Source organism: Nocardioides sp. GCM10028917 (assembly GCF_042666175.1).
GTDB lineage: Bacteria > Actinomycetota > Actinomycetes > Propionibacteriales > Nocardioidaceae > Nocardioides.
The window spans coordinates 104,525-121,313 of sequence record NZ_JBHTFL010000007.1 but is presented as its reverse complement, the minus strand read 5'-3'; the positions used below and the strand labels follow the sequence as shown (position 1 = coordinate 121,313).

At 67.8% G+C, this 16,789-nt stretch carries 22 protein-coding genes; 13 read left to right on the top strand and 9 right to left on the bottom strand.

Features of this window, described 5'->3' with window-relative positions; genetic code table 11:
• Positions 1-325 precede the first annotated feature (325 nt).
• Together ACFQW6_RS09990 and ACFQW6_RS09985 are read right to left on the bottom strand one after the other, a co-directional pair.
• Positions 326-1,558: a hypothetical protein gene (locus tag ACFQW6_RS09990; RefSeq protein WP_378543998.1), complete on the bottom strand. Its 1,233-nt coding sequence runs from the start codon at positions 1,556-1,558 to the stop codon at positions 326-328.
• The gene (locus ACFQW6_RS09985; RefSeq protein WP_378543995.1) at positions 1,555-2,091 is read right to left on the bottom strand and encodes a sigma-70 family RNA polymerase sigma factor; all 537 of its coding nucleotides are present in this window, start codon (positions 2,089-2,091) and stop codon (positions 1,555-1,557) included. Before ACFQW6_RS09985 ends, ACFQW6_RS09990 begins: the two co-directional genes overlap by 4 nt.
• A 320-nt stretch (positions 2,092-2,411) precedes the next feature.
• Here ACFQW6_RS09985 and ACFQW6_RS09980 point away from each other — a divergent pair, with 320 nt between their 5' ends.
• Positions 2,412-3,170 carry an MBL fold metallo-hydrolase gene (locus ACFQW6_RS09980; protein ID WP_378543992.1) on the top strand — a complete coding sequence of 253 codons (759 nt, stop codon included), beginning with the start codon at positions 2,412-2,414 and terminating at the stop codon, positions 3,168-3,170.
• Between the two features lie 147 nt (positions 3,171-3,317).
• Here ACFQW6_RS09980 and ACFQW6_RS09975 read toward each other — a convergent pair whose 3' ends face one another.
• Positions 3,318-3,512: a hypothetical protein gene (locus tag ACFQW6_RS09975; RefSeq protein WP_378543989.1), complete on the bottom strand. Its 195-nt coding sequence runs from the start codon at positions 3,510-3,512 to the stop codon at positions 3,318-3,320.
• Positions 3,513-3,664: 152 nt separating this feature from the next.
• Between ACFQW6_RS09975 and ACFQW6_RS09970 the strand changes: the two genes are divergently transcribed.
• The gene (locus tag ACFQW6_RS09970; RefSeq protein ID WP_378543986.1) at positions 3,665-3,988 is read left to right on the top strand and encodes a hypothetical protein; all 324 of its coding nucleotides are present in this window, start codon (positions 3,665-3,667) and stop codon (positions 3,986-3,988) included.
• A gap of 55 nt (positions 3,989-4,043) precedes the next feature.
• Here the strand turns inward: ACFQW6_RS09970 and ACFQW6_RS09965 are convergent, their stop codons facing one another.
• Both ACFQW6_RS09965 and ACFQW6_RS09960 read right to left on the bottom strand, forming a co-directional pair.
• Positions 4,044-4,325, bottom strand: a complete 282-nt coding sequence (locus ACFQW6_RS09965; protein ID WP_378543983.1) for a hypothetical protein — start codon at positions 4,323-4,325, stop codon at positions 4,044-4,046.
• Positions 4,326-4,747: 422 nt separating this feature from the next.
• Complete coding sequence (locus ACFQW6_RS09960) at positions 4,748-4,876, bottom strand: hypothetical protein (protein WP_378543980.1); 129 nt, start codon at positions 4,874-4,876, stop codon at positions 4,748-4,750.
• A 241-nt stretch (positions 4,877-5,117) separates the two neighbouring features.
• Here ACFQW6_RS09960 and ACFQW6_RS09955 point away from each other — a divergent pair, with 241 nt between their 5' ends.
• Positions 5,118-5,516 (top strand): nuclear transport factor 2 family protein, encoded by a 399-nt coding sequence (locus tag ACFQW6_RS09955; protein ID WP_378543977.1) that lies wholly within the window; start codon positions 5,118-5,120, stop codon positions 5,514-5,516.
• A gap of 591 nt (positions 5,517-6,107) precedes the next feature.
• On the opposite strand, the gene ACFQW6_RS09950 is transcribed toward ACFQW6_RS09955, so the two are convergent.
• Positions 6,108-6,989, bottom strand: a complete 882-nt coding sequence (locus tag ACFQW6_RS09950) for an RNA polymerase sigma-70 factor (RefSeq protein WP_378543974.1) — start codon at positions 6,987-6,989, stop codon at positions 6,108-6,110.
• 2 nt (positions 6,990-6,991) lie between these two features.
• Entirely contained in the window at positions 6,992-7,588 is a 597-nt protein-coding gene (locus ACFQW6_RS09945; RefSeq protein ID WP_378543971.1) for a carboxymuconolactone decarboxylase family protein, read from the bottom strand.
• 202 nt (positions 7,589-7,790) lie between these two features.
• On the opposite strand from ACFQW6_RS09945, the gene ACFQW6_RS09940 reads away from it, so the two are divergent.
• From ACFQW6_RS09940 to ACFQW6_RS09905, 8 genes are all read left to right on the top strand, one after another.
• Positions 7,791-8,765: an ABC transporter ATP-binding protein gene (locus ACFQW6_RS09940; RefSeq protein ID WP_378543967.1), complete on the top strand. Its 975-nt coding sequence runs from the start codon at positions 7,791-7,793 to the stop codon at positions 8,763-8,765.
• Entirely contained in the window at positions 8,762-9,568 is an 807-nt protein-coding gene (locus tag ACFQW6_RS09935; protein WP_378543964.1) for an ABC transporter permease, read from the top strand. Before ACFQW6_RS09940 ends, ACFQW6_RS09935 begins: the two co-directional genes overlap by 4 nt.
• A 31-nt stretch (positions 9,569-9,599) precedes the next feature.
• Positions 9,600-9,839: a hypothetical protein gene (locus ACFQW6_RS09930; RefSeq protein WP_378543961.1), complete on the top strand. Its 240-nt coding sequence runs from the start codon at positions 9,600-9,602 to the stop codon at positions 9,837-9,839.
• The gene (locus ACFQW6_RS09925) at positions 9,840-10,676 is read left to right on the top strand and encodes a sensor histidine kinase (protein ID WP_378543958.1); all 837 of its coding nucleotides are present in this window, start codon (positions 9,840-9,842) and stop codon (positions 10,674-10,676) included. It abuts the gene before it with no gap.
• The gene (locus ACFQW6_RS09920; RefSeq protein ID WP_378547515.1) at positions 10,676-11,344 is read left to right on the top strand and encodes a response regulator; all 669 of its coding nucleotides are present in this window, start codon (positions 10,676-10,678) and stop codon (positions 11,342-11,344) included. The genes ACFQW6_RS09925 and ACFQW6_RS09920 overlap by 1 nt, the downstream gene beginning before the upstream one ends.
• A gap of 79 nt (positions 11,345-11,423) precedes the next feature.
• Entirely contained in the window at positions 11,424-11,852 is a 429-nt protein-coding gene (locus ACFQW6_RS09915) for an SgcJ/EcaC family oxidoreductase (protein ID WP_378543955.1), read from the top strand.
• 107 nt (positions 11,853-11,959) lie between these two features.
• Positions 11,960-12,397 (top strand): VOC family protein, encoded by a 438-nt coding sequence (locus ACFQW6_RS09910; RefSeq protein WP_378543952.1) that lies wholly within the window; start codon positions 11,960-11,962, stop codon positions 12,395-12,397.
• 157 nt (positions 12,398-12,554) lie between these two features.
• On the top strand, positions 12,555-13,064 hold the full coding sequence (locus ACFQW6_RS09905; protein WP_378543949.1) for a hypothetical protein: 510 nt from the start codon (positions 12,555-12,557) through the stop codon (positions 13,062-13,064).
• 80 nt (positions 13,065-13,144) lie between these two features.
• Here ACFQW6_RS09905 and ACFQW6_RS09900 read toward each other — a convergent pair whose 3' ends face one another.
• Positions 13,145-13,555 (bottom strand): hypothetical protein, encoded by a 411-nt coding sequence (locus ACFQW6_RS09900; RefSeq protein ID WP_378543946.1) that lies wholly within the window; start codon positions 13,553-13,555, stop codon positions 13,145-13,147.
• A 257-nt stretch (positions 13,556-13,812) separates the two neighbouring features.
• On the opposite strand from ACFQW6_RS09900, the gene ACFQW6_RS09895 reads away from it, so the two are divergent.
• Complete coding sequence (locus ACFQW6_RS09895) at positions 13,813-14,409, top strand: dihydrofolate reductase family protein (protein ID WP_378543943.1); 597 nt, start codon at positions 13,813-13,815, stop codon at positions 14,407-14,409.
• Between the two features lie 61 nt (positions 14,410-14,470).
• Here ACFQW6_RS09895 and ACFQW6_RS09890 read toward each other — a convergent pair whose 3' ends face one another.
• Positions 14,471-15,124 (bottom strand): DUF4389 domain-containing protein, encoded by a 654-nt coding sequence (locus tag ACFQW6_RS09890; RefSeq protein WP_378543941.1) that lies wholly within the window; start codon positions 15,122-15,124, stop codon positions 14,471-14,473.
• Between the two features lie 363 nt (positions 15,125-15,487).
• Between ACFQW6_RS09890 and ACFQW6_RS09885 the strand changes: the two genes are divergently transcribed.
• Positions 15,488-16,522, top strand: a complete 1,035-nt coding sequence (locus ACFQW6_RS09885) for a TolB family protein (protein WP_378543938.1) — start codon at positions 15,488-15,490, stop codon at positions 16,520-16,522.
• Positions 16,523-16,789: the final 267 nt, after the last annotated feature.

Sequence of the window (16,789 nt, the reverse complement as noted above, 5' to 3'; positions counted from 1 at the left end):
CCAGAATTGACGGGCGCCCTAACCGGCCGATCGTCGCTACCGTCACCGGCCCTCAGGAGCGGGCGTCATTCCGCCGCCTGTCGGCGCGGGTGCGAACGACCGGATCCGCCGATGAGCGGGCGCTTTACTTCGCCCAGTAGGGGCGGTGACTGGAAGCTTCGAACGGCGACGTCACACAATGTAGACGCCTACCGATGGGGCTCCAGACGGACACGGGTTCGGTAGCACCGTTGCCAGACCGGCGGAGATCTTCAGCGCCTTCGACCGCCCCGGTGAACGCGTGCGGCACCGACCCTTGGGGCGGTGGGCCACGTGAGCCCGTGACTCAGCCCGTCGAGCCGAGGGTCTGCCACTCGCCCCACTCGGATCCGTCGACCAGTCGTCGGAGGTCGGAGCCGTCGGTCTTGATCGTCCAGAGGGACTTCGCACCCGTGGCGTCAATCCTCGTGAAGAGGATCTGGTCACCCTCGGGGGAGAACGTGATCTTGGAGGTGTACTCGTAGAGGCCACCACCCATGTCGGCCAGCGGGACCAGGGTCCCGCTCGCCACGTCTACTAGGGTGAGCTCGTTCATATGGCTCCCGTCGGGCGACTCGCCGCCCGGTTTGTTCACGAAGGCGATTTGGTCGCCCGCCGGGGACCACTCGATGCCGTACCACCAGTACAGGGCGTCATCGGGATCTTGGGGGACCAGATGGCGGGCCTGGGACCCATCGGCCGCCGCGACGTAGAGCCCGTCCGGAGGCACGTACGCGATGTCTGCTCCGTTGGGCGAGTATTCGAACTGGGACTGGGATCGCGGGTCGTCTGGCGACAGCTGCCGCGGCGTGGAGCCGTCTACGGGGATCTCCGCACCGCGGAGCAGGAGGGACGTGCCATCGGGTGACCACACGGGGTCGCAGTCGCAGCTCGGCAAGAGTTCTGGCGGCACGGTAAGCAGCGCTTGGCGTACCCCGTCGAGCCCCCAGATCCCCAACGTGCCCTCGAGGTCGACCCAGGTAGCAATGCGGCTGGAGTCGGGCGACCACGCGATGCGCCAGCCGGAGCTGGGGAAGGATGCGATGCGGCGGCCCGATGGATCACTGATGGTGACGGTCGTGCTCGTGGAACAACCGTTGGGTCGCGTGTCACCGCTGTCCTTGTCCCCTCGGTAGGCGAGGTGCCGCCCATCGGGCGACCAGGCGGGTCCGTCGACCCAGAAGCCTGCGCACACCTCTTCTGCGCCGGATCGGGCGGTATCCGTGATCCGGACTCGGTTCGCGCCGTCCCGGTCGGCCACGTAGATGTCCCCGTCGAGCTCGAACGCGAGGCGGCCCAAGCTTCCCGGTGCCGACGTGGTCGGGAGGGGCGCCGCAGGATCTGGCGCCGTGGGCCGGTCGGCCTGACCCGCCAGGCCGACCCCCAGGACCACGGTCGCGGCGATGGTCGCTGTCACCACGCCGGTGATGCGGCGCCGGTGGTGGTGCCGGGCACGCCGCAGGACGGCGTCAGCGTCCAGGGCTGGGGCGGGTGCATTCCGACCTGCTCGATCGAACAGCTCCTGCACGTCTGCGCTCATGATCGGTCCTCCGTGACGGGACTGAGGGTCGGGGTCGGATCGGGATGTGCCGATCGCCGTGCCGGGTCACCGGATGCGTCGAGATGGGCTCGCAGGGCCTCTGTGCCGCGAGAGAGGCGGCTCTTCACCGTGCCAGCGGGGATCCCCATGACGTCGGCGATCCCCTCGACGGTGAGGTCGTCGGTGAACCTGAGGACAAGGACCGCGCGTTGGCCGGCCGGGAGTGCCGCCAGCGCCGACACCAGAGGCCCGTCCCGTTCGTCGACCGCGGCGATCGCGCGCTCGCTGGTGACGTCGACCAAGTCTGGGACGTTGCTGAAGAACCGTTCGCGCCGCCACGGCCGGCGCCGTGCGTCGACGACCTTTCCGACCAGCACTCGGTTGGCGTACGCATCCACATTCCCGCCGCGCACGATCCGCGACCACCGCGGGTACATCGCGACCAGGACGTCCTGCACCAGGTCGTCAGCTGACGACCAGTCCCCACACAGGAAGAACGCCTTGCGTCGCAGGGTCGAGGACCGAACGATCATCCACTCGCGGAAACCGGCATCGTCCGGCGCCGGATCCCCACCGGACCTCGCTGCATCGACCATGATCGTGTCCCATCACCGTGAGCACTTGTCGCCCTCAACCTCTAATCGTCATCAGAGGGTGGGAACGTTCCATCTTCCCCCCGCGCAAGCCGCCATGGTGAAGCTCCTGCGTACGACCGTCGAGCGTGCGGCTCTCAAGCAAATCCAGGTCGAAGTCGCCCGATCCGGCCAGGACAGCCAGGCTCGCCGCTACTGACGTCCTGGCCGGGTACATCGAGAGCCTTGACCGCCGTCCGCAGTCGTCGCACGCTCGGGGAATGACAGTGACCGCGACGAGCGTGCGGGGGCGGCGGTGGTTCCTTGTGCAGGCAAGCAGGGGCGTCATCGGGTTTGCGTTGCTGGGGCTCGCGGCGGCTTGCAACGCCGATGGCGACGACGACACGGATGTACCCAGCGGCCCGGACCGTAGCGGCTCTGCCGCCGGGTTGGACTGGTGGCGAGTCGACTTCGCCTATGTGTCGGCCTACGTGCTCGTGCGCGGCCGCGAGGCCGCGTTGGTCGATTGCGGCCTCGGTAGTCGCCTGGACGAACTCGAAGCGGTACTTGGAGCCGCAGGTACTGGATGGGGTCACGTGCGGCACGTCCTGATCACCCACGCTCACTGGGACCATCACGATGGCCTTATAGAGGTCAGTTCTCGGGCGCCGGACGCGACCATCTACGCGGGCGCGGCAGATCTGAGACACATCCAGGACTTCTCGGGGCGACAGGTCCGCCCGGTCACCGACGGCGAGGAAGTCTTTGGGTTGCAGTTGGTCGAGACCCCCGGCCACACCCCCGGCCACATCGCCGTCATTGATACAGATTCGCGGGTGCTCATCGCCGGGGACGCTATCTCCAACACCATGAACGGGCTGCAAGGCCCGATGTCGGAGTTCTCCAATAGCCTGAGGACAGCCGAAGAGTCGGTTCGCAAACTTGCCGCTCTGGAGCCCCAGGTCATTCTTTTCGGCCACGGCCCGCCCGTCCAGCGAGACGCCGCAGCCCAGCTGCGACGGCTGGCCAGTTCTCTGTGAACTGACCGCGTCGAGGAAGGCGAGCTCGGCCCCGCTTCTCGACCCGTCCGCTGCCGCCCTGCGACATGCGCCAGTGCACTGTCGAGATGGATGCGTGGAACTAGGCCTGACCTGTGTTGCTCGGGCCGGATGAGGCGACAAGAGCCGTCACGAGCGACTAGCGCACCCGTTCGTGCTGTGCACGCCGGCCGGATCATGTGCGCCGTGGTAAGCGTGCGACTGGAGCCAACCGACCGTCTCGTCGAGCAGTGACGATTGCCAGAACATGATGACGAACGTGTCGCGCACGAGACGGAAGTCAACCGGGTGCGTTGTCTCGGCGTCGGCGTCCCAAGTGGCCACCCGCAGACCGTACCGACCGGGGCCGAGCATCGCGCCGAAACGCACGCACATGCCGCGTTGAGGGCGGCTACGCTCGCCCGAATCTGCCGCGATGGGTGCGCGGATCTGCCGATGTGCGAGTGGATGACAACACCGCGTGAGACGGTACCGCCGTGCAGAAGGATGAGCGCGAAGCGACCATGCAGCCAGAGCCCTTGGGCCGCGAGCGACGTGAGTCGCCCAGCGCGGTGCGTCTGACGGGGGTGGCCACCCTCGTGCTGTGTGCGCTCACTCTCTACTTCGCTGCCATTGCGATGTACCTCGACAAGACGGCGTCGAGCGCGATCGACCAGGCGCTGGCCAGCGCGGTGAGAATCGCACTGGGCGCCTGCGCCATCTCCGGGCTTGTGAGCGGCGCCTTCCTTCTCAACTGGAGGGATCAGGCAATCATGCGAGCGCAGCAGGCCGCCCGGAATTCCCGCGAGACAGGCGATTGAGGTGCCCAGATCTCTGGCGATCAAGCGCGCGGATCTGCCGATGGGCGGTCGCACCTCAGGTGGGCTCCTCGCCCCACCACGGCTCGGTGACGACGACTCGGTACTCGCGGCCGACCGCGTCCCGGATCGCACCAAGTAGTCGCTTCCCTTCGCTCAGCCAAGCGTCGTCGCCCGTCCCCTCGATAGGCACCTTGGTCTCCTCATACGCCGAATTCCAGGCCGCGACCCTCTCCACGAGATCACCGCTCAGGCCAAGCGACGAGAGGTCGACAGGCCTGCCGTCGTCGGTCCACAGCGGGCCGGGTCCGTAGTCGGGCCAGAACTCCAGAACAGTCACCCCAGGAAGTCTGACCACGTTCGACCGAGAACGCACTGATCTGCCGCTGATGGTGCGCGGATCTGCCGAGATCCGTGTGCGGCCCCGCGTGAGCTCGGGGACCGCAGCGGAATCGTTGAATCTTGCATGCTTCTCCGGGCCGGTTGTCTATCGTCCGCTCATGACCTCTCGCGTCGGGCGGCCCGGATGAGTCGCACAACCCATGTGATTCGCGCACGCATCGCGGTCGCAGCCCTGGTCGCCGCGCCACTCCACAGCGTCGCGGACCGTCACCGTCTCAGCATGCGCGGCAACGGCCGGTACGACGACGCCCGCCACACAGCGAAACGTCCAATGGGCCCTTCTGGCCGCAGTCGCCGCGCCGCTCGCGACGGCCGTCGCGGTCCGACCGACTGTGCTGGCGCGGTTAAGGGGCGGCCGAACTACTCGCCGGCGACGCCGGTGATGGCATGGAGGATGAGATCGGCCTCGCGCTCGCAGTCCAGCCAGAAGTCGGCGTCGAAGACGCTCTCCGTCTTGTGCCGGGTCACTTCAATGATCTGCACAGTCATTACCCGTTCCTTCACCCGCGGTGTCCTTGAATAGGAGACGTCGCCTGCGCCAACTTGTGACGCAGCTGGCGACCCCCAATCCCGCGGCGCCGGCAGGTGGCCGCTGGGCAGCAGCTTCGGAGTCGCTCATGTGCCAGGCGGCGCTTACCGGGCCACGTGCATAACGGCAGGTGCCACGGCTCCCCGCAGGCCGACACCCCGTTGCCTGGCGGGGATGGCGGCCCGGTGGGATCCTGCGTCCATGACCGAACGCGATGAGTTCGTGGCGTGGGTGCAGTCCGTCCTGCGAGACGCGGAGGTCGCGGTTCACAATGGCGACTCGGGCCCACGCCGGGCCATCTGGTCGCGGAACGAACCGGTGACTGTGTTGGGTGCTTGGAAGAATGCCATCGGTCAGCAGGAACTGAACGAGCTTTTCGACCGACTCGCCCACAGCTTCTCTGAGTGCACTTCGTACGACTTCGAGCTCTTGGAGGCCGAGGTGCTCGGGGACACCGCGTATACGGTGGGGCTCGAGCACACCTCGGCGTCTGTCGACGGAGTCCCTCGGACCTACACCCTTCGTGCGACACAGATCTACCGGCGCGAGGACGGGACGTGGAAGGTCGCCCACCGTCACGGGAGCGCACCGCCGGAGTAGTTCAGCTGCAAGGCCAGGTGTCGCCACCGCTAGCATCCCTGCCCGCGTCTTAACGCCGCCTATCGGCGCCTTCATCGTGCATCCGCCGAATGGGGCAGCGGACTCGTGGACGGGTGCGCTCGAGCTCTTCGGCCACGCGACTCCACCGTGCGTCGCTAGGGCCCTCCCGGTCTGACCGACACGACCCGAACCGAGGATCAAGCTCGGACACCACTCCGGCGGGCTGACCCGTCCCGTCGCTGCGAAGCGGTCAAGTAGTTGCGCCGGCAGTCGAGTTGAGGGGGACCTCCCGGTGACTACTCGGCGGAAACTCGGCAGTTGAGCACGCCGAGGTCGATCGAGCACCTCCCAGACAGGCCGAATCGTCGCCTAGACTCAACGGCGCAACCGTTCCCGATCCAGGACATCTGCCCAGGTCAGCGGGTGTTTCGCCGAGTACCTTCGAAAGGTCGGGCCTCGTCGGGGCCACGCTTGGACCGCCCAAACTGGTTGAGAAGGTCAGGGGTTCGAATCCCCTCAGCTCCACAGCACAACGAAGAACCCGCAGGTCGACCTGACCTGCGGGTTCTTGCCATCTCCACCGCTCTCGGGTCACAGGCTGAGCGTGGCCTCGGTGTCGATGCCGCCGAGCTTGGCCGGATTGCGGATCGCGTAGATCTGGGACACGCGGCCGTTCTCGACGACGAGGCTGATGGCGGTGTCGTAGCCGTCGACGACGTCGACGATCTTGGCGCCGGGTGAGCCGTTGAGGGTAACGGGGACGATGCGGGCGCCGGCGCCGAACTTCTCGAAGGTACGGAGCAGGTTGGCGACCTTCTTCGCGCCGACGACAGGCTTGAGCGTCGCCTGGGCGATGCCTCCGCCGTCGGCGACCAGCACGACGTCAGGGGCCAGGGCGTCGAGGAGGCCTTGGAGGTCACCGTGGGTGACGGCGGCGAGGAACCGCTCGACGACCTGCTGCTGCTCGCTGCGGTGGACTGCGACCCGCGGCCGGCGGGATGCGACGTGCTCGCGGGCGCGGTGACCGATCTGCCGCACCGCGGCCTGGGACTTGTCAACGGCCGCCGCGATCTCGACGTACGGCAGGTCGAAGACCTCACGCAGCACGAACACCGCTCGCTCGACCGGCGTCAGCGTCTCCAGCACGGTGAGCATCGCGTACGAGACGCTCTCCGCCAGCTCGACGTCGTTGGCTACGTCAGGGGCCGTCAGCAGCGGCTCGGGCAGCCACTCGCCGACGTACTGCTCGCGCCGTCGCGCGCTGGCGCGGAGCTGGTCGAGAGCCTTGCGGGTGACCATCCGGACCAGGAACGCGCGGGGGTCGCGCACCTCTGCGCGGGCATCGTCGCCGATCGCGTCCCAGCGGATCCACGACTCCTGCACGACGTCCTCCGCCTCGGCGGCCGAGCCGAGCATCTCGTAGGCGACGGTGAAGAGCAGTCCGCGGTGCGCGACGAACGGGTCCTCGGTCACGGTCACGAGCCTACGGCGGCCGGCCGTGTGGTCGGCTGGGCCAACGGCTTCAGGCCGCACGCATCGGCGAAGCCGTCGGACTCGATGCCGAGCGCGACGTTGGCGCGGGTGGTGAAGTTGGCGAACGCGACCACCGCGGTCAGCTCGAGCACCCCGGCCTCACCCAGCTGCGACAGCAGCGACTCGGCGAGGTCGTCGGTCACGGTCGGCTGGGTCTCGGTCATCGCCTCGGCGTACTCGAGCACGGCCCGCTCCAGCGGGGAGAACACCCCTGACTCGCGCCAGCGCGGGACCTCGCGGGCCTTCTCCATGTCGAGGTCCTTGTTGTGGGCCTCGAAGTAGTTGAAGTCGAGGCACCAGGTGCAGCCGACGCGCGAGGCCACGACCATGTGCGCGAACGACTTGAGCTGCTCGTCGCACCGGTCCCACTTCTGGACCTTTTTGCCGACGGACGCCATGTCCATCAGCACCTGCTGGTGGTGCCAGTAGACGCCGATCGACGTGGGCACCGTGCCCAGCGTCCTGCGGGCGAAGCGCTTGATGAGCCAACCCTTGAAGCCCGTGATCTCGGCAGCGGGGATGCGGGTCGTTCCAGTCATGTCGTCCTCCTCATGCGGTGGGTAGGACATCAAGACGCCGGTCGACCCCGATGTGTGACACCGGCGGCCAGGCCGGGGCTGAACGAACGCGTGATCGCGACCGCCGGCAGCGCCAGGGTCTTGGGACTCTGCCCGTGGGGGGAGGCGAGGTTCTGACCGCCGGTCGATGTGCGACGGGACCGCTCAGCGGTCGAATGGGGCCATGGACATCCAGCATCTCTCCAGCCCGGCCCAGCCTGTCGTCGCCGTGCGCGGGCTCACCAAGGCCTACGACGACCGGACGGTCGTCGACCACCTCGACCTCACCGTCCATGACGGCGAGGTCCTCGGTCTCATCGGCGCCAACGGTGCCGGCAAGACCACGACGGTCGAGATCCTCCAGGGGCTGCGGCGCCAGGACTCGGGCGAGGTCCGGGTGCTGGGCCTGGACCCGGTCCGGGACGCCGACCGGGTGCGGCAACACGTCGGCAGTCAGCTGCAGAGCTCCGGGCTGCCGGACCGGTTGCGGGTCGCCGAGGCAGTCGACCTGTTCTCCGGTCGCCGGGCGATCGACGGCGACCTGCTGCTGGAGCGGTTCGGGTTGGCGCAGCGACGCAGGTCGCCGTTCGCGGGGCTGAGCGGCGGCGAGCGGCAGCGTCTGTTCCTCGTGCTGGCGCTGGTCAACCGGCCCCGTCTGGTGATCCTCGACGAGCTCACCCAGGGCCTCGACCCGGCCGCCCGGCGCGAGGTCTGGTCGGCGATCTCCCAGCTGCACGCCGACGGCACGACGGTGCTGTTGGTCACCCACGAGCTCGACGAGGCCCAGGCCCTGTGCGACCGGGTCGTTGCGATGCGCGACGGGCGGGTGCTCGACCACGGGACCCCTGCCGAGCTCGTCGCCCGGCACGCCGGCCACGCAACGGTGCGGTTCACGCTGCCGCACCAGGATGTGGCTGCCACCGCGGAGTCGCTCCAGCAGCTCAACCGTCTGCCCGGCGCGTCCAACGTCGCGCACAGCAACGATCAGGTCACCGTCCGCGGCACCCGCAGCGTGATCGCTCACGTGGGCGCGTGGCTCGTCGCCTCGCAGCGCCCGATCCCGCCGGACCTCCACGTCGACATCCCAGACCTCGAGGCCGCTCTCCTCACCCTGCTCGACCAGCCCACCGACCAGAACCTCACAGGAGCTGCATCATGACCTCGACCATCCACCACCCGCCTCCCGCAGTGCCAGGCGCCGACGAGACGGTGACCCAACGGCGCCGCTATCGGTCGACGACCCGGCGACTGCTGACCACCGAGCTCAGGTTGCTCGGCCGGGACCCGCTCACCCTGACGTTCGTCCTGGTGTTCCCGATCGTGACCATGCTGATCATCGGTGGGTCGTTCGGGACCGAACCGGACGAGGCGTTCCCGGTGAATCCATCCCACTGGTACGTCGCGTCCTACTTCACCGTCGTCATCGGCGCCACCGGCCTGATCATGTTGCCCGTCCACATCGCGTCGTACCGCGAGCGCGGGGTGCTGCGCCGGTTCGCCGCCTCGGGATTCCCGCGATGGTCCTTCGCCGTCGCTCAGCTCGCGATCGGGCTGTCCGCGATCGCAATCGCGGGCCTCCTGCTCCTCGCTGTCGCCGCCCCGGTCTACGGCGTTCCGGATGTGGACGACCCGGTCCGCGTCACCGCTGGGATCGTCGTGGGCTCGGTCGCGTTCGTCAGCATCGGCGTCCTGCTCGGGACGCTGCTCCCGTCCGCGCGGGCCGCCCAGGCGATCGGGCTGCTGCTCTTCTTCCCCTCGTTCCTGCTCGGTGTGGGTGGGCCGCCGCCCGCGGTGATGTCGGAGGCGTTGCGGGAGATCGCGGACCGACTTCCGCTCGCCCTGGCCAACCAAGCGATCCGCGAGCCCTGGCTCGGCATCGGCAACGCCACCGGTGCGCTGCTGACGACGACCGCGATCGCCGTGGTGGCCACAGCTCTGGCCGCGCGGCGCACCGCGCTGTGAGACGACCGCGACCCAACCTAGGCTCGTGCCCATGACGGACCGGACGGCGCGGATCGCGGCACCGGCCGCGCTCGCGCTGTTCGCCGCCCTCGGCGCGCTCATGACCGACCGGTCGACTCCGGCGGCACTCGCCGCGGTCGCGATGGCGATCGCCACCGGCTTCGTGCTCGCCTGGCGCCGCGCGACGGGCTGGCCGCTGGTCGCCGGCTTGGCGGTCGCCGCGGGCGCGTTGGTCTTCCTCGGACACGAGCAGTCCTCGAACCTGGCCTGAATGGGGTTGTGCGTCGTCGCGGCCTGGGTCGCACTGACCTCGCCGACAGCACTGGCGGTCTCGGCGGGTGCCGTCCTGGTCCTGGTCGTCGTCGGGGAGTGGCTCATGGACCCGACCGAACCGGGATGGGGCGCATGGTTCGCCGGGATCTCGTTCACGACCGTATTGACGGTCTTCGCCCGTCGATTGCGGCTCGCCATGATGCAGCTCAAGGAGGCACAGGACGAGCTGGCCGAGCGGTCCCGTTCCGAGGAGCGCAACCGGATCGCCGCCGAGGTGCACGACGTCATCGGCCATGCGCTGACCGTGTCCCTGCTGCACATCGGCGGCGCCCGACTCGCCCTCGACGAGGACCCACAAGAGGCACGTCAATCGCTCCTGGAAGCCGAACGGCTGACACGCGAGAGCCTCGAGGAGGTACGTGCCACCGTGGGCCTGATGCACACCGACCTCCCCGACCGCCGGGCACCGCTCCCGGGCGCAGGCGATCTCCCAGCACTGGTCGAGTCGTTCCGGCGCGCCGGCGCCGACGTCGAGCTCGATGTCGACGACCACCTCGGAGCACTCGGAGCCACGCGGGGACTGGCGGCCTACCGAATCGTTCAGGAGGCGCTGACCAACGCCACCCGACACGCACCCGGCCATCCGATCGTGGTGCGGGTCGGTCCGACCCAGGACGGTACGACCGTGACCATCCGCAACGACGGGCCACCGAACCCTGCAGCCGCTCCCGGCGCCGGACTCCGTGGTATGCGGGAACGCGCCGAAAGCCTCGGCGGCCACCTGACCGCGGGACCCACGGACGACGGATGGCTCGTCGAGGCAGTGCTGCCGTGATGGACGACTCCGTGCGGGTGCTCCTCGTCGACGACCAGGAACTGGTGCGCACAGGACTGCGAGGCATCCTGCGGCCACGGTTCGGCTTCGACATCGTCGGCGAGCTCGACAGCGGTGAGCGGATCGTCGAGACCGTCGCGCGGCTGCGCCCCCACGTCGTCATCATGGACGTACGGATGCCGTTGGTCGACGGCGTCACGGCAACGCGTCTGCTCAGCGCCGTACCCGGATCGCCGCCGGTGCTCGTGCTGACCACGTTCGAGGACGAGGAGACCCTGGCCGGCGCCCTCCGCGCGGGTGCCGCCGGCTTCCTGCTCAAGGGGGTTCCCGCCGAAGACCTCCAACGCGCGGTCCGGGCGGTCGCGGCCGGCGACTCCTGGCTCGACCGGGGCGTCACCGGCCGGGTGCTCGCCGCGTACCGCGAAGGGGTTGCGCCAGCCCGGCTCGGCCCCGAGATCGACCTGCTCACCCCACGAGAGCGCGAGGTGCTGTCCCTGATCGGCGCGGGCCTCACCAACACCGAGATCGCCGGCCGCCTGGTCCTCGGGGAAGGGACGGTCAAGACGCACGTCGGCCACATCTTCGCCAAGCTCGACGTCCGCGACCGCGCGGCGGCGGTGGTCTTCGCGTTCGACCACGGCCTCGTACAGCCCCGGCGCGACCCCTGACGCCCACAGTCGCAGGGCACGCTGCTTGCGCCACGAAGGACGTTGACCTCAACCACACGTGATGTCCGAGGGTGTCAGCATGAGCCTTGACGCCACGTCCGCCGCCCACCGCCCCGCGGATGAGGACGCCGAGCTGAGATCACTCCGGGAGCTGATCGCTGCCGTCGAGTACGCCCAGACGAACGAGCTCGTCGATGCCTTCGTCCGTCTGTTTCGCAGCGATGCGATCTGGACGACCGGGCACGGCCGGCGATTGACCGGACGCGAGGCCATCGCCACCTTCACGGCCGAGGTGCTGCCGGGTGCGAGCGCCGACGGACGAGCAACCTACGAGATCGAGCGCGTGCTGTTCATTCGGCCGGACGTCGCAGCCGTCAAGGTGATCCAGCGGTCCTACGACCGCGACGGCAGACCCGCCGGCATCGGGTCACCGATGTACGTCGCTGCGAAGGAGGACGGCCGGTGGCTGCTCGCAGCGTGTCAGAACACCATCGTCATCGCTGAATGACCACGCGGGCGAGGACACCTCGATCTGCCGCGACGAGTGAGTCTGACCACCGGGACTCGGCGGAAGGCGACTGAGGCGGTAGCGCTCGACTCGATAGCGTGCAAGGCATGCCCATCAAGCTGGAAAACGTCGGGATCGCCGTTCGCGACCTTGAAGCGGCGATCGCCTTCTTCACCGACCTCGGGCTCACCGTCCTGGGCCGTGACACGGTCAGCGGGGAGTGGACCGACACAGCCGTCGGTCTCGACGGCAACCACGCGAACATCGCCATGCTCCAAACGCCGGACGGGGCCGGTCGCCTCGAGCTCTTCGAGTACATCCATCCCGCGGCGATCGAGACGGAGGCCACGCTGCCCAACGAGATAGGCATGCACCGCGTGGCCTTCTCGGTGGACGACATCGACGAGGCCCTCGAGATTGCCGCACGACACGGCTGCCACCCGCTCCGCGGCGTGGCTACGTATGGAGACGTCTACCGGCTCACCTACGTCCGCGGCCCCAGCGGCATCATCGTCATGCTTGCTGAGGAGCTGAAGCGAAGTTGACGCCGGGTTCATTCCTCTTGGCGTCACGTCGCGCGTAACGGCAATCGCGATGTGTGAGTCAGTCCGCCGTCCGTCGGCGCGCACCAAGTCATCCGCACCTGCCGATGAGCGGTCAATGTCGATGCGGGCGAGGCGTCGAGCGGAGAGACTTCCTCGTGTGACCGCCCGCCTGACGTTTCTCGACCACCAACTGGTGCTCTTCAAGCCGTACTTCCACTGGGCCGACATCAAGCGCTTCGCCGTGGATTCCACGTCCAGCGACCGGGATCTGCTCAGCGCGTTGATCGAGTCCCCCGAGTACCACGACCACTACGCGGGACAAGCGACAGAGGAACAGGACCACCACAGCCTTCACGGTCCGTACGAACTGGGCGCGATCAGCCCCGGCGTGTACGAACAGAGCCACCCCGAGGAGGCGCGCGTTCACCTGCGTCGCTGGCTGTCGGCCTGGCTGGACGGAGAGCAGGAACGCGTCGAAGTCCTGGCTCAGTTCAACGATCTCGTCCTGCCGCGACTCGGCGGTGACGCGGTGTACCGGCTACCAGACCTTCGCTCAACTGCCGAGCACGAGTGGGGCTGGGTTGTCGGCGTTGACGGGTTCCACGAGTTCGTGGTCATGGACCGTGCGAGCCGACTGCTGACGCTGCTGGTCGCGTCGGACGACTAGGCCGGAAGCGCGTTGTCATCCCGCTGTCCGCGCTCGGATCTGCCGATGAGCGGGTGCGCCCGGCGAATGACTCCGCACGATCAGCGAACGGGCACGAGCGCAGCTTCGTACTGCTGCCGATCGAACACGAAGGGGCCGAGGGCGCCCAGGTTCCAGTCACGATGGCCGTTGCGGAAGTCGTGCCAGCGGACGTGCGAGGCATCGACTTTCACTCTCGCGGTGAGCGGCCAGCATCCCCACGTCCCGCAACCACAGCCCATCAGGACGGTGTCACCGTCGCCGAACCAGGCTGCCATGGGTTCCCCGAGGAAGTGCTTCCGGTCTGACGCGATGTCGTCGAGGAAGAGAGGTTCGTAGTCGCCGGCCAATCTTGGCTTTGCTTCGGCCCTGGCGTGCGGCAGTTCGACGACGCGGGCCAGTTCCTCGAGGCGCTCGTGGTTAACGAGAATCGCGACCTGGCTCCGCTCGATGACGATCGCAAGCCGGTCCATGGCTTGACCCTACGAAACGCGGTGGGGCGAACGACACCGAATTGCACTCATCTGCCGCGATGGGTGAGTCTTTCCGCCGCCAACGACCGCGGTAGCTGGTGAGCATTGAGCGCTTCGGATCTCTAGCGCCGCTCCTCGTCGCATGATCGGTGAATCTGACCCGGCCTACCGTGTCGTATCTGCGGACCACCGTTCGTGGGATGGACAGGGGCGAGCGACGAGCTGCCTTCATCTCCACCACAGGAAGGACCACTGCTATGTCCAAGGTTGTCGCCATCATGTCCATGTCACTAGACGGGTTCGTTGCCGATCCCGACGACGGTGTGGCCGAGGTCTTCGATTGGTACGCCAGCTCGGGAGATGTCCAGATCCACACCGGCGGATCGAACCCCATGACGTTCTCGATGTCCGAGTCGAGCGCCCAGCACGTCCGGGAGCTCACGTCCGAGCTCGGCGCCGTGCTCACTGGTCGCCGCACGTTCGACGTCGCCGGCGGCTGGGGAGGCGACCATGCGTGGGGACCCGCGTTCGTCCTCGCTCACGAGATCCCTGCCGGCTGGCCACGAGCCGACTCAACCGTCACCTTCGTGACCGACGGGATCGAGAGCGCCGTGACACAAGCCAAGGCCGCCGCTGGGGGCAAGGCAGTCGGCGTCCACGGCGCCGACACCATCCAGCAGCTGCTCAACGCCGGCCTGCTCGACGAGATCAGCGTCGACATCGCCGCGGTCCTGCTCGGCTCTGGCGTACGGCTCTTCGACCATCTCGACGGCACGCCCGCGGTCCTCGGCAGCCCGTCCTCGATCCAGGGGGTCGGGGTCACGCACCTGCGATACCCCATCCACACCCAATGAACGGGGCTGCGTTATCCGCCGCGAAGGCACTCCACCACGCGGCGTGTGCTCGATGCGCGGATCAGTGAAGGCTGAAGGGTGGGTAGGAGTCGGTGAGGAGGAGGAATGCGTACGCCTGCACGCGCAGCGCCCACCGGCCGACCCCGACGACGTAGTCGAACAGCGCGCGCGGATAGCGACCGGTCAGCAGGATCGCGAACCATGCGATCACGACTGCCACGATGGCGCCGAACCCGAGGAACAGCAGGACGACGTAGTGGGGCAGAGCCAGAAGCCACTTGACGAGCGGCAGCCACCGGTTGAGGCTCTCGCGTGCGTCGGGGTAGTCCAGGTCGAGGTGGACGGATTGCTCGTCCTCGGTCGAGGGGTAGCGATCGGTGAGCAGCGCGAGATAGGCGCCGACGCGCGTCCCGAAGCGGTTGAACTGGAGCAAGAAGTCGAACCACCAGCGCGGGTAGCGCTGCCGGATGACGATCATCAGCACCGTGGCGGCGAATAGACCACCGGCGATGCCGCCACCGGTGCTTGTCGTCTTCTCGACCACCTCGCCCGACTGGTAGATGACCGTGGTCGACGTCGCGGACGCGCTCACCAGCGACAACACGATGGCGATGGGGATGATGAGCACCACGCGGAACAGCGTGGTGACCCGGTTCAGCCGATCGGGGTAATCGATCTCGAGGTGTGCGGCGTATGTCTGCTGTGGGGCAACCATGACAGCTCCTTCGGTCTGCTTCATGCCTACTCCCTGGCCCGCTGCCGCGCCAGAGGACACCGGCCGCTGCAAGGCGGGGCTACGTCGAGGCTTCCGCAGGATCGGCGTCCGCCGCACTCGTCCCATGAGGTGCGTCATTGCGCCGCGAACACCCCTGCCCGCCCTGATCTGTGCCCCCTCGGGTTGCCTAAGGATTGGCTAGGCGCTACAGCCGCTTATGCGCTGCTATTGCAACAAAGGGCGACACTTGTCACCTCGCGTGTCGGAGCAGTCGACACGCCCGCAACCTCACGCGATGCGACGCCGAACGATCGCCGCTGACCGTCGGTGGCCCGACGGGCCACCCTGCGAGGAGGAGATGAAATGAAACGAAGTCCTTTGATCACGTCGCTCGTTGTTGCCTTCGTGGCAACGGCTCTGGTCCCTGCGCATGCGACTTTTCCTGACGACAACGGCCGGATCGCGTTCCGGCGCTTTCTCAACGCCGACCAAGACACGGGTGCGGTCTTCACCGTGCGCCCGAACGGCACCGACGAGTTCCAGGTGACGCACCCGCCCGAAGGTTTCGTCGATCGCAACCCCGACGTCTCTCCTGACGGCCGGCGGATAGTGTTCCAACGCTCCGGCCCCACCATGGACGACATTTTCGTCGTGAACAGCGACGGCACCGAACTACGGCAGCTGACGAACACTGCATACCCCGACGGCAACTGCCTGCCTGACGGGGGCGAGTGCAATATCTCGCCAGCGTGGTCGCCCGACGGCACGCAGATCGTCTTCTCCCGCGCGTTCGGCCCCGTCGTGGACGATCAAGTCGAGGCTTTCGGACTGTTCGTCATGCGTGCCGACGGCACCCGCGTCCGACAGCTCACCCAGCGCCACCCACCACGCACTGGCGAGGACACCGAACCGCAGTTCTCACCAGACGGAGAGATGCTGCTGTTCCAGCGACGTAACGTTCGGGCAGCCCGGCCGGCCGGCGGCGTAGCCATCTGGACGCTGAACTTGCGCTCTGGTCGTCAGCACCGTGTTACCCCATACCGGCTCCAGGCCGGGGACACTCCTGACTGGTCACCCAACGGAAAGCGGATCCTCTTCCACGACAACCTCGACAACGAGGATGTCAACGCCAACCTGTTCACGATCCGCTACGACGGCACGGGCCTGCGCCAATTGACGTTTGCCGACGACGGCGTTACTCGATATCTCGGCTCGTCCTACTCGCCGGACGGGAAGTGGATCACGGTCGGGCGGCGACCGGCGACCGGCGGGGTGAAGGCCAACTCGGCGGATGTGTTCGTGATGCGTGCCGACGGCACCGATATCCGTCGTGTGACTCGGACCAAGCTCTACGACAGCTACTCGGACTGGGGACCGAAGGTGTCCGGCCGGCCCTGACGCTGCCGCCCCAAAGGGCTCTCTAGTCAGGCCACCGGGTGGGTCACCCCACCCGGTGGCCTAGCCGGATGCGCGGTGGCGTCGGCGACACGCCACGATGGACGCTCTATCAATCGTGACGTTCTCGTCCAGCACAGGTGAGGGCCGGCGGACACAATTAGCGCAGGCGCTGCCTCGGGCGGTTTAGCGGCAGCGTCTTTCCGCCGCGAATCGGATGCGTGACCTCCATCCGAGGTTTGACGTGGGAGGTTGAAGTCCTCCAGGGCG

Coding starts and splice junctions, on each gene's coding strand:
- ACFQW6_RS09990 (WP_378543998.1), bottom strand. CDS start 1,558: ATGAGCGCAGACGTGCAGGAGCTGTTCGATCGAGCAGGTCGGAATGCA.
- ACFQW6_RS09985 (WP_378543995.1), bottom strand. CDS start 2,091: ATGATCGTTCGGTCCTCGACCCTGCGACGCAAGGCGTTCTTCCTGTGT.
- ACFQW6_RS09980 (WP_378543992.1), top strand. CDS start 2,412: ATGACAGTGACCGCGACGAGCGTGCGGGGGCGGCGGTGGTTCCTTGTG.
- ACFQW6_RS09960 (WP_378543980.1), bottom strand. CDS start 4,876: ATGACTGTGCAGATCATTGAAGTGACCCGGCACAAGACGGAGAGCGTC.
- ACFQW6_RS09955 (WP_378543977.1), top strand. CDS start 5,118: ATGACCGAACGCGATGAGTTCGTGGCGTGGGTGCAGTCCGTCCTGCGA.
- ACFQW6_RS09945 (WP_378543971.1), bottom strand. CDS start 7,588: ATGACTGGAACGACCCGCATCCCCGCTGCCGAGATCACGGGCTTCAAG.
- ACFQW6_RS09940 (WP_378543967.1), top strand. CDS start 7,791: ATGGACATCCAGCATCTCTCCAGCCCGGCCCAGCCTGTCGTCGCCGTG.
- ACFQW6_RS09935 (WP_378543964.1), top strand. CDS start 8,762: ATGACCTCGACCATCCACCACCCGCCTCCCGCAGTGCCAGGCGCCGAC.
- ACFQW6_RS09930 (WP_378543961.1), top strand. CDS start 9,600: ATGACGGACCGGACGGCGCGGATCGCGGCACCGGCCGCGCTCGCGCTG.
- ACFQW6_RS09925 (WP_378543958.1), top strand. CDS start 9,840: ATGGGGTTGTGCGTCGTCGCGGCCTGGGTCGCACTGACCTCGCCGACA.
- ACFQW6_RS09920 (WP_378547515.1), top strand. CDS start 10,676: ATGGACGACTCCGTGCGGGTGCTCCTCGTCGACGACCAGGAACTGGTG.
- ACFQW6_RS09915 (WP_378543955.1), top strand. CDS start 11,424: ATGAGCCTTGACGCCACGTCCGCCGCCCACCGCCCCGCGGATGAGGAC.
- ACFQW6_RS09910 (WP_378543952.1), top strand. CDS start 11,960: ATGCCCATCAAGCTGGAAAACGTCGGGATCGCCGTTCGCGACCTTGAA.
- ACFQW6_RS09900 (WP_378543946.1), bottom strand. CDS start 13,555: ATGGACCGGCTTGCGATCGTCATCGAGCGGAGCCAGGTCGCGATTCTC.
- ACFQW6_RS09895 (WP_378543943.1), top strand. CDS start 13,813: ATGTCCAAGGTTGTCGCCATCATGTCCATGTCACTAGACGGGTTCGTT.
- ACFQW6_RS09890 (WP_378543941.1), bottom strand. CDS start 15,124: ATGGTTGCCCCACAGCAGACATACGCCGCACACCTCGAGATCGATTAC.
- ACFQW6_RS09885 (WP_378543938.1), top strand. CDS start 15,488: ATGAAACGAAGTCCTTTGATCACGTCGCTCGTTGTTGCCTTCGTGGCA.